General features: G+C 48.2%; 12 protein-coding genes. All 12 read left to right on the top strand.

The annotated features are described in order from the left end of the window. Window positions 1-182 precede the first annotated feature (182 nt). The 12 genes from cpaB to DEP07_RS21550 all read left to right on the top strand — a co-directional run bounded on the left by cpaB (window position 183) and on the right by DEP07_RS21550 (window position 9,332). Window positions 183-911 carry a Flp pilus assembly protein CpaB gene (gene cpaB / locus DEP07_RS21605; protein WP_287102996.1) on the top strand — a complete coding sequence of 243 codons (729 nt, stop codon included), beginning with the start codon at window positions 183-185 and terminating at the stop codon, window positions 909-911. Then, a complete protein-coding gene (locus tag DEP07_RS21600) occupies window positions 908-2,320 on the top strand; it encodes an AAA family ATPase (RefSeq protein WP_287102995.1) in 1,413 nt (470 codons plus the stop codon). Before cpaB ends, DEP07_RS21600 begins: the two co-directional genes overlap by 4 nt. 9 nt (window positions 2,321-2,329) lie before the next feature. Then, entirely contained in the window at window positions 2,330-3,823 is a 1,494-nt protein-coding gene (locus tag DEP07_RS21595; protein WP_280649328.1) for a CpaF family protein, read from the top strand. Window positions 3,824-3,835: 12 nt separating this feature from the next. Next, window positions 3,836-4,735 (top strand): type II secretion system F family protein, encoded by a 900-nt coding sequence (locus DEP07_RS21590; RefSeq protein ID WP_173598169.1) that lies wholly within the window; start codon window positions 3,836-3,838, stop codon window positions 4,733-4,735. A gap of 273 nt (window positions 4,736-5,008) precedes the next feature. Then, entirely contained in the window at window positions 5,009-5,650 is a 642-nt protein-coding gene (locus DEP07_RS21585) for a type II secretion system F family protein (protein WP_281869330.1), read from the top strand. Between the two features lie 67 nt (window positions 5,651-5,717). Continuing rightward, a complete protein-coding gene (locus DEP07_RS21580; RefSeq protein ID WP_063227516.1) occupies window positions 5,718-5,894 on the top strand; it encodes a Flp family type IVb pilin in 177 nt (58 codons plus the stop codon). Then, window positions 5,891-6,385 carry an A24 family peptidase gene (locus DEP07_RS21575; RefSeq protein ID WP_173598167.1) on the top strand — a complete coding sequence of 165 codons (495 nt, stop codon included), beginning with the start codon at window positions 5,891-5,893 and terminating at the stop codon, window positions 6,383-6,385. Before DEP07_RS21580 ends, DEP07_RS21575 begins: the two co-directional genes overlap by 4 nt. After that, window positions 6,385-6,804 carry a TadE/TadG family type IV pilus assembly protein gene (locus DEP07_RS21570; RefSeq protein ID WP_217023420.1) on the top strand — a complete coding sequence of 140 codons (420 nt, stop codon included), beginning with the start codon at window positions 6,385-6,387 and terminating at the stop codon, window positions 6,802-6,804. Before DEP07_RS21575 ends, DEP07_RS21570 begins: the two co-directional genes overlap by 1 nt. Beyond that, window positions 6,801-7,310: a hypothetical protein gene (locus DEP07_RS21565; RefSeq protein WP_122966754.1), complete on the top strand. Its 510-nt coding sequence runs from the start codon at window positions 6,801-6,803 to the stop codon at window positions 7,308-7,310. Before DEP07_RS21570 ends, DEP07_RS21565 begins: the two co-directional genes overlap by 4 nt. Window positions 7,311-7,407: 97 nt before the next feature. Then, window positions 7,408-8,025: a hypothetical protein gene (locus tag DEP07_RS21560; RefSeq protein ID WP_122966753.1), complete on the top strand. Its 618-nt coding sequence runs from the start codon at window positions 7,408-7,410 to the stop codon at window positions 8,023-8,025. Between the two features lie 108 nt (window positions 8,026-8,133). Then, window positions 8,134-8,412 (top strand): hypothetical protein, encoded by a 279-nt coding sequence (locus DEP07_RS21555; protein WP_122966752.1) that lies wholly within the window; start codon window positions 8,134-8,136, stop codon window positions 8,410-8,412. Between the two features lie 158 nt (window positions 8,413-8,570). Continuing rightward, window positions 8,571-9,332, top strand: coding sequence for a hypothetical protein (locus DEP07_RS21550; RefSeq protein ID WP_233454195.1), 762 nt, complete (start codon window positions 8,571-8,573; stop codon window positions 9,330-9,332). Window positions 9,333-9,334: the final 2 nt, after the last annotated feature.

Raw genomic sequence — 9,334 nt, 5'->3', positions numbered from 1 at the left:
GTATTCAGTTTTGAAGGAACAAGCAAAAAAGCTGTATTCCCGATTACTTTTGCGAGTAATGGAGAATGCAGCTTTTTTGTATGAGAAAACCGTGTAGGTAATCTACACGGTTTTTTTGTTGTTTCTTTTTTTGTCCCAGTTCCCTCCTTTACGCTTGTAGCAGGATTGAGAGGAGGGAGAAAATGTCTGTGCATCCACTGCGGTTATTGGCTCTGTTGCTATTGGCATCATGCATGGGGATCGGTGCCTACACGATTTTGAAACCGCATGAAATAACCTTTATACAGTTGCGATCAACTGTAGAAAAAGAGAGTGGACAACTGCTGGAAGCAAAAGATGTGGAGCCGCTCACCTTGACATTGGGCGGACTTTTTCAAAAAACTTCTGATCCCATACCAGGGTTGATTCCATGGACAGAGGGCCAGCGGTTGATCGGGTTACCCTTTTCGCGCTCGGTAAAGGGCGGCCGTCCTTTGCTGCTGGGTGATTTGGAGTTGGTTGATCAGGCAGGAAAGGAGACTTCGCCGAAAGATGTAAGAACAGGGATGAGCATTCCTGTTGATAATGTGGCAGGTGTCTCGCCACACATTTCGACAGGAGAAAGAGTGCATGTCTATGCTTCTTTCGAAGACGAAGCAGGGGCGCACTCGGGTATTCTCCTGCAAAATATGCCGATTTTGGCTGTTCAGCGTGAAATGGAGGGAGATCAACCGAAGCTGCAAGCGGTCACCCTGTCTCTTGGAAGAGAGGAAGCCATTTTATTAACACACGCATTGCATTACGGCAAGATCAGGTTGGGACTGGCTGGAATCATGGACGATCAGCAGTCAGGAATAGGAGATGCAGGATTTGCAGCTGAGCTCATGCGAACAAAAAAACGATGGGCGTTGGAAAAGGGGGAACGTGAGTGAAAAGACGATTGCTGATTGTAGACGATGATCGCGAAGCAACTCGCTCTTTAATCAGTCAGCTTGCGTGCAGTCATCTGATCGAAGTATGCGGCGAAGCGTCCAGCGTAGAGGAAGCATGGGCAAAACTTCACGCGACCCGGCCAGAGCTTGTTCTACTGGGCGGAATTAAAGATACGGAAAGAGGCATATTGAGTCAGCAGTTTCGTCTCGCTTTCCCGCATTTGTCTTTTATCGCGGCGTGCACAGCAAGTGAGCTGATGTGGGAACCGTTTTTTCGCAATCTCGGTATTTGGGTGATTGCAAAACCGATACAACTGGGACAAGTAGAAGCTCTAGCGATGATGGCTCAGGGCCAGATCGCAGCAACTGCCGATTCCAGGCAACCACAACTGCAACACAATATTTTACCAGAGCATCACGATAACGTACGCGATCTGCCTGACTCCGAGTATTGGAAAGAATTGGGAGTATCCGAGCAAAATCCTCGCGTAAAGCCGAAGCATCTTATTACCGTGTACGGCCCAAAAGGTGGAGTGGGAAAAACGTTTATTTCCCGCGAATTGGCTATCTTCTTTTCCACACAAAAAAGGGAAGGCCAGCCTTTGAAAGTGTTGGCAGTTGATTTCAATCTCGATCTAGGGACATTTGCGACTACACTAAACCTCCCACGAACACCGAACTTGTATACGTGGGTACAAGACCTTGACCGCCAGCTTCATGCATACGCAGAGAGCAAAGGGCTCGACACATATTCCATCAAACCAGAGGAATGGCAAGAACTTGCCTCATCATTGCCGCTATTACCACAACAGATTGAACGGTATACCGTCGTTCATTCGGAGTCTGGCCTTGATGTGCTCACTTCCCCCAGAGATATACGCCAGAGCTTTGAAATCCGCGACTATCATTTGTATCTCATTTTGGAGACGCTCAAGCGCAGCAACTACGATGTCATCTTGATTGATACCGCTCCTGATACGACTGATGCTACCATTCAGGCGCTGTTTTTTGCCGAGCATGTCGTGATGGTGGGAAATCCGGTGGTAGACTCTATTGAAAATATTCAGCGCTTGTTAAAACTTCTCAGAGAAGCAGAGTATCCCGAAGAGCGCATTCAAGTGTGCATGAATCGTCTCCAGCGAAAAGAAATGTTTACGTTGGAGGAAATCAGAGCTTACTTTCAGCTTCACCCAAGCAAAAAAATCTTTTCGATCCCTGACGACAGCGAAGTCAAAAAGTCCATTAACACAGGAGTGCCAGTCATGCTGCAAACAGGGCGAAGTGCAGCCAGAGATGCGATTGAAACGTTGGGGAAAGCATTGTTTCCAGTTGATGAAGTAGCCAAAACACCTGCTGCAAAAGAGAAAAAGAATGAAAAAGCGTCACTTTTTCGCTGGCTGTGGGGATAGGAGGGCGAAATGTTCGATAAACGACAGTTGCTTGGCATATCCAATCACGTACAAAAAAGCCAAGAGTCGCGGCCGATGGGGCGTGATCATTCCAGTTCATCCGCTGCCTTTTTTGAAAAGCAATTAGAAAGTCCAGCTTCCCTAGAACGTTCACAAGAGCGTTGGATTGGCAGCGAGGCAGAGACATTTATTCGTACTCAAATCGTGGAGAAACACGGCAGGCGTCTATGGGAGGACAAACATTCGGCTACCTTCAAAGAAGAGCTGACAGCTGACATCAGAATGCTGTTGGAATCGCAAATGCCGCTGTCGTCCATTCAGTTGGAGACGGAGGTCAAACGCTTGCTGCATTCCTTGACGGGGTGGGGAGCACTTGATGAACTATTAGAGGACCAAGATATTACGGAGATTATGTTCCATCGCCATAATTACCTGGTAGTTGAGCGGAAAAGTACGGGACGACTGGAAAAAAACGATGCAATCCTGTTTCGAAGCGAAGAAGAAATGCTGCACTTGCTGGAGCAAATGGCTGCGACAATGGGGCGCGAGTTCAATGAAACAAAAGCAGAGCTGCATACACAGCTTCCTGACGGCTCGCGGGTGGCTGCCACGCACCGATCGATTACGCCGGATGGACACACGCTGACCATTCGCAAGCATCGAGAGCTGCTGAGCGAAAGCGACTATTTGCGGTACGGATCGATTTGTGAGCCGATGCTGTTGTTTTTGCAAAGAGCTGTCGGCCTGTCCAGAGCATCCGGGATTGTCAGCGGCGGAACCGGCTCAGGCAAAACGCATATGTTGAACCTTATTTCTCAATACGTTCCTGCTCATTTGAGCATCATTACGATCGAGGATGTTTTGGAGATGAGACTCCAGCATCCGTTTGTGAGAAGGTTGCTGGCAAAGCCGGCTAACTACGAAGGAAAAGGAGGATTCTCTATCAAGGATTGTGTTCGCTTGTCATTGCGCAAACGGCCGGATGTCATTATGGTAGGCGAGACGCGTGGCGGAGAAATTGTCGACATGCTATGGGCGATGAACACCGATCACCCGGGAAGCTGGAGCACAGCTCATGCAAATTCACCACGTGCCTTGGTTGATTCTACATTGCCGATTTTGTTTGGCAAGGCTGATGAAGTGTACAGTGCCCAAGAACGCAATCTGATGATTGGCTCGGCACTGGACTTGATCGTTCAGGTAAAGCGGTTTGACGAAGATGGGAGTCGCAAAGTGGTTGCGATAACAGAAGTTGTCGGAACAGGCCAATCCCATGAAGAGTGGATCAAAAAGGCCTGCAACGTAAAACAGGTTTTGCCGGACAGAGTGTATTTGCAAGATATTTTTGTATTCGAGCCGATGGGTGTACATGACGGAAAAGTCAAAGGACACTTCAAATGGACAGGTTATCGGCCGGAACGGATGATCAAGCGGTGGCTGGAAAAGGGGATGTCACGCGAAGAGATCGAGCAGGTATTTTTTACAACGCCAATATCCGTCTAGGAGGGACTGACGTTGGGAGACATCAGCCTGCCTGTCGCTACGGGAATCGGTGTAGCGATATTGTTGCTCGTGATTCCGCCGAAGCTTTACACGCGGGGAAGATCGGGCAAGCATGCGATTGTGGGCGTACTTCAGCAAGACAGAAAAACGGTATGGAATCGCTTAGAGGAGCGCCTGGCGAAATCACACTCGGGTTTGGGAGTGAACCAGTATGTGACCCTGTGCTTTTTCTTCGGGGCCGTGTCTTTTGTTTTTAGCAGCCAAATCTTGCAATCATGGTGGCTGGCCGCGCCTGCGTTGTTTGCTGGTATTTTGTTTACAGAGCGAGTGGTTAGTGTTTGGGGAGCAAAGCGTCGAGACAAATTTGAGGCTGGGAATATAAAAGCCATTCGCTTGATGGCAAGCTCATTGCGGACGTCGCCATCGTATTTGCACGCTTTTGAGCAGGTGGTTGCAAGTCCTTTTTTGGAAGGGAGCATTACAACAGAGTACAAGAGAATTGTGGAGCTGCTTCGCGCACAGGTGCCGCTTGAGCATGTCATGAATGACTTTTCCCAGCGAACAGGCTCGGCTGATGTCAACTATTTGGCTACTATCGTACAAATTCAGCGAGAAATGGGTGGAGACATGGCGAAGACACTTGATTTGGCGGCTTCGGCCATCTTGCGCCGCAGACAGTCATTTCGTCGGCAAAAAGCAGCCATGGCGCAAATTGTAGCGCAAGTGAACCTTTTGAGTGTAATGCCCTTTGTCTTTATCGTGGCACTTTTCGCAAACAATCCGCATCATTTTGATTCGCTGACAGCGACACTTGGCGGCCGTTTGCTCATGTGGGTGTGCCTGGCGAGTATTTTGTTGGGGGGAGAAGCCATTCGCTACATCGCGCACAAAAGCATACACAGAGGGGGATGAAGAAGTGTGCTTCTGATTGGGCTATTGCTTGGATTGGCAGTGTTCCTCTACGGACTCCCTGCTTGCGTAAGCAAGGGAGACTCCTTTTTTTCCACCTTGTTCAGTCGAATTGAAATTGAGCAACAGGCGGAGCTTGATCAAGCTTTTGAACGGCGACAAGCTCGCTGGGCTTTGGTACGCATGCTAGAGCGAAACGTCCCGCTTTTGCATCGATTATGCAGCTGGACAGGCATACAGCCTGTAAAAACGGAAGAAATCTTATTGAGGCTCCACATGCAAATGAGTTTGGCGGAGTTGGTAATCATGAGGCTGATCGGCGTATGCCTGGTCGCCTCTTCGCTTTTCAGCCTGCTATTGAAGCTGGCAGGAGGAGAGATGCTCGGAGTAAAAACGGGGTATCCATTGATCCTTAGCTTGGGGCTTTATTTGCTGCCTACATTGGCTCTTGATTGGGCAGACAAACGGGCCAAAGCCGAAATACGCGAGCAAGTGCCGATCTTTTTTGGCATTGTCCAATCGTTGGTTGAGGCAGGCATGCCATTGCAAATCGCGGTAAAACAGACAGCACGTCGTTTCAATGCCAGGCTTGGCAAGGAGCTTTCCTGGCTTGAGGTCGCAGAAAAGCGGCACGGATCGTGGAGAAAGGCGTTGGAAGAGCTGGCGTTTCGCTGGGAGGTCGATTCCTTGAGTACGATCGCTTTGGAGATGAACGAAGCAATAAGCAAAGGAGTCAGCATCTCGCACATGTTGTCTGTGCAAATTGAAGAACAGGTAAGGCAGCAGGAAGATGAAGCTGCCGCTCACATGAATCGTTTGAATATTCGCCTTCTCCCGCTTGTGATTGTGTTCATGGGCGTTCCTTTGCTATTTCTGGTAATCGGCCCAGCGCTTATGGGCATCGGAGAGCGTTTGTAAATATTTTTGCACCCCTGCACTGTCTTTTGGCAAAGTGAAGATACGATCTGAAAAAGGAGGGAAAGAGATGTCATTTGTCTCTGACTATTTGCGGCGCTTTTGGCGCGAGGAAGACGGTGTAACGATTGTGGAAATGGTCATCATCGTGGCGGTAATTCTCATCTTGATCATTCCGACGCTGGCTTCATTGGGGGAAGCGGAGGACGCCAAGCTGAAGGAACTGCAAGAAAAGATCAGCAAATGATCCATGTGATTTTAACAGGTTTGCTGGTTACGTCGGCTTGGTATGACTGGAAGTATCGAAGGATTCCTAATGCAGTCACGTTATCGGCAGTTGTGCTGGGGCTATGCTACCAGTGGCACATCGGCTCGCTATGGACAGCAACGATGGGCGTACTGGGAGCATTCGTGTTGACGGTTTTCCCTGTTGCTGCAAAAGGCATGGGGATGGGCGATCAAAAGCTGTTGATGGCTTTGGGTGCATGGACAAGCTGGATGGATGTGTACACGCTTTTTCTGCAATCGATGGGTATATGTCTGTTGAGTGTTTTATTTTTCCCGTGCAGTTGGTCCCGTCTTGCAAGGAACCTCCATGTGATGGCAGCGGGATGGAAGGCGCATCGGCAGCTCTGGCTTCCTGAAGTGGGGAGTTCAGGATTTTCGTTCCCGTATGCAGTGTTTTTGTTGTGCGCATTTTTGCTTCGCCAAGCCATGCGTATGCTGGGAGAAAGCTGATGAGAAACAAGTGCAAACAATGGTTGTGCGACGAACAAGGCAGTCAGTTGATTGAGTTTGTCTTGATCTTCCCTTTGGTTTGGTTATTGATCGTTTTTTCTTTCGATCAATTCACGATTTTGTACAATCGGCAAAAGGCTTTGGCAGCCGCGTACGAAGCAGGAAGAATCGCTGCTGTGCAACCGAATTTCGGCTTGGCCAAATACCACGCCAGAGAACGGGGAGCAGCCGAGCTTGATCAAGGGATGGAGGTTGCGGACAAAGAGGTTGTGCTTGAACTGGATGAAGGCGGCTGGAAAAAAGGGAACCATTTCAAATCAGAGGCGAAAATTACTTTTCGTCTGCTTGCTACCGGAGCTTTGTATGAGTTGTCCGAAAGCTATCACATGATGATAGAAAACGCGGAGGACAAAAAATGAACGGCTTGTGGCGGCGCATTGTGACAATCACAAGAGAAGAGAACGGAGCGACAATGATCACGATGCTCTTTTTTCTTTTTTGCTTGGGCGGTTTGTTGGCTCTGCTGTTGCTCTCGGAGCAGGCTGACTATTTGGAAATGAAAGTTCAACATACTGCTGATCTGATAACAAAAGGAGCACGAGCAGCAGGGATGTGGGAGTACGCCAATTCTGACGGCGCACCAGAAAAAAGATTATATGCAACCACAGAGGAAGCCGAACAGGAAAATGCCGAGGTAATAAGGGGCGCGCGTGAAGAGGCAGCTATTTTATGGAGAATGAACCAATCAGCATTGGCAAGCAGAGCAGAAGAGATTTCAGTTGTTCATCAAAAGGGAGAGCGCTCCCACTTGTACCGCCAAGGCATTTACCATCTGAAAATGGAGGTAGACCAGAGGATTCCTGCGTTTTGGGAGCAGCTCGATGTAAAAATAGAACGAGTGTCGCAGTCGGGAGTATATGACTAAAGGCGCGTTTTATGGCGACATCCCTGTTATTTTTGTCCCAATCACCCGTGGTAATTTAGGAGTATATTCCAAAAATGGGGATTGGAGTGAGGGGACAGTGCCGTCAAAAATCGTCGATCGGTACAAACGCATTCTTAACGGAGAGCAGAAACGTTTTTCCCCGTATGAATTTGAAGATGCGCAGTACCGCAAGCAGAAGGTCCAGTTAATCGTCCGTTACGCCATAGAAAATGTGAAGAAATGGACGCCAGAACAAGCTAGACGTGAGTTGAGCCTGGAAGATATCAAACAATTGAAGCTGCATTTGATACGAGAGTATATTGAGCCGCCGATCGAAGCCAAAGCGGAGGATGTGTATTATTTTGTCGAATTTGCCTATCCTTACTTGCCGCGGCTAACCGAAAAGCAACGTGCGCTTTGGGTCTATCAGGAGGTGCTATCAGGTATCCGGCGTCATTTTCCCCCGGCGTATTTTCAAAGTGTGAAAGGCGAGGAGCGGGCCAAAATATGCGTCGATTACATGTGCCAACATCTGTTGCAGCTTTCAGATTTGCGTGAACTCCCCAGGTTGTTTAGCAAGACAGAGCGGGCTTATTCGCTCTTGAAGCAATACAAATTGAAAATTCTCGTCGATACCTTGTACTTTTCTCCGTTTGATATGGTGACAGAGATGTATCCCGAGCTAAGTCATCCCTCCTACTGGGAAGAAGAGTAAAAATATTTGCAAACGCCCTCTGTCTTTTTTTACCGTAGAGATAGTTTCATTGGCTTATAAGCACATGAAACGGCCGTACTCTACAGGTGAGAGAAGGAGGCGTTGCGCATGGCAACAGTAGAGGCTCACCACAAGTGCTCTGCATCCGTAGAGCAGCTTCTGGGGCGACAGGTACGCTATCAGAAGCACAAGCCCGGCAGGCATCTTTCACTGGAAAGACTCTCGCTGGGAAGTTTCCGAATCGAGACGGTACATCGATTTGGGGACAGAGTTGTACTCAATGACGGGCTGATTGTGATGGAGAATGCTCCGGCCGTCATGGAGCGAGGAGGTAGAATCGCACTTCTTTTCGCTACAGGTGAAGAGCTTTATCTGAACGCAGAATAGTGCGGGATATCGCCTTGCACGGTTGCGTGCAGGGCGATCCAAATATTCACAATACTGTTACAAAATGTGACAAAAAAGATTTGACGAGTGACGAGAGATATTACAAAATGTCTATTATTATAATAATTTGTAAAAAAATAGGGGGGTATTTTAACGTGATGGCAAAGAGTGCAATCGAATTGGTCAACCGCTGCTATCAGGAGACAAACGGACTGAGTTTGGTGTCATTGGAAGAACTGAAAGAAGCTTTTATTAAGTATGTCTTTGGGGATTATCAGGAAGAGTTTACGGTTCACTACGATCTCGAAGAGTTTTATGAGCATTTGAATCAACTGCAATTGACCAACTGCCGCAGAGACTTTGATAAGGCGGTAGAGGAATGGTATATCGTCGAATACGGTAGCGGTTATAGCAACGCTAACTATCACGACATTTTGTTCACCTTGGTAAAAGAAGCGGTGGTTCAGTATCAATCACAAAATCGGACAGCACTCATTCGGGACGTAACCAAGCTTTTGACCATGCCAAGCGGATTTGTCGTCAGATGGAGGAGCGGGTTGCTGAAGGAGCGCTCATTGTCTCACTACTTTAAATACTTGATGAAGCTTGGGGTTCGAACTCAAGAAGACATCGAGACATTGGTAGATATGTGGCTGCTAGAATACCCGAATGCCTTTGACAAAAAACAGCAGGAGTTGTTTGCCAATCCTCCACGCAGAGGCAGGCCCAATAACGTAGAATTGGCACTGCTTATCGAGCTGGCTGCCAAAGTTAAGCCGGAAATGACTCAGCAAGAACGTGAGCGTTTGCGAAAAATTTACTACTACCATCGCAAGTCACTCACTGTCAGGGAAATGGTAGAGAAATTCGAGAAATACATCAGGGGAAAAAATAAATCAAACGATTCCCAGGTGGGATAGTC

The sequence above is a fragment of the Brevibacillus sp. genome (assembly GCF_003521185.1).
In the GTDB taxonomy this organism is placed as follows: domain Bacteria; phylum Bacillota; class Bacilli; order Brevibacillales; family Brevibacillaceae; genus Brevibacillus; species Brevibacillus parabrevis.
The sequence above is the reverse complement of the archived record's forward strand: the minus strand, read 5'-3'. Positions and strand labels throughout refer to the sequence as shown.

Coding starts and splice junctions, on each gene's coding strand:
- DEP07_RS21565 (WP_122966754.1), top strand. CDS start 6,801: ATGAACGGCTTGTGGCGGCGCATTGTGACAATCACAAGAGAAGAGAAC.
- DEP07_RS21595 (WP_280649328.1), top strand. CDS start 2,330: ATGTTCGATAAACGACAGTTGCTTGGCATATCCAATCACGTACAAAAA.
- DEP07_RS21555 (WP_122966752.1), top strand. CDS start 8,134: ATGGCAACAGTAGAGGCTCACCACAAGTGCTCTGCATCCGTAGAGCAG.
- DEP07_RS21570 (WP_217023420.1), top strand. CDS start 6,385: ATGAGAAACAAGTGCAAACAATGGTTGTGCGACGAACAAGGCAGTCAG.
- DEP07_RS21550 (WP_233454195.1), top strand. CDS start 8,571: ATGGCAAAGAGTGCAATCGAATTGGTCAACCGCTGCTATCAGGAGACA.
- cpaB (WP_287102996.1), top strand. CDS start 183: ATGTCTGTGCATCCACTGCGGTTATTGGCTCTGTTGCTATTGGCATCA.
- DEP07_RS21580 (WP_063227516.1), top strand. CDS start 5,718: ATGTCATTTGTCTCTGACTATTTGCGGCGCTTTTGGCGCGAGGAAGAC.
- DEP07_RS21585 (WP_281869330.1), top strand. CDS start 5,009: ATGCAAATGAGTTTGGCGGAGTTGGTAATCATGAGGCTGATCGGCGTA.
- DEP07_RS21575 (WP_173598167.1), top strand. CDS start 5,891: ATGATCCATGTGATTTTAACAGGTTTGCTGGTTACGTCGGCTTGGTAT.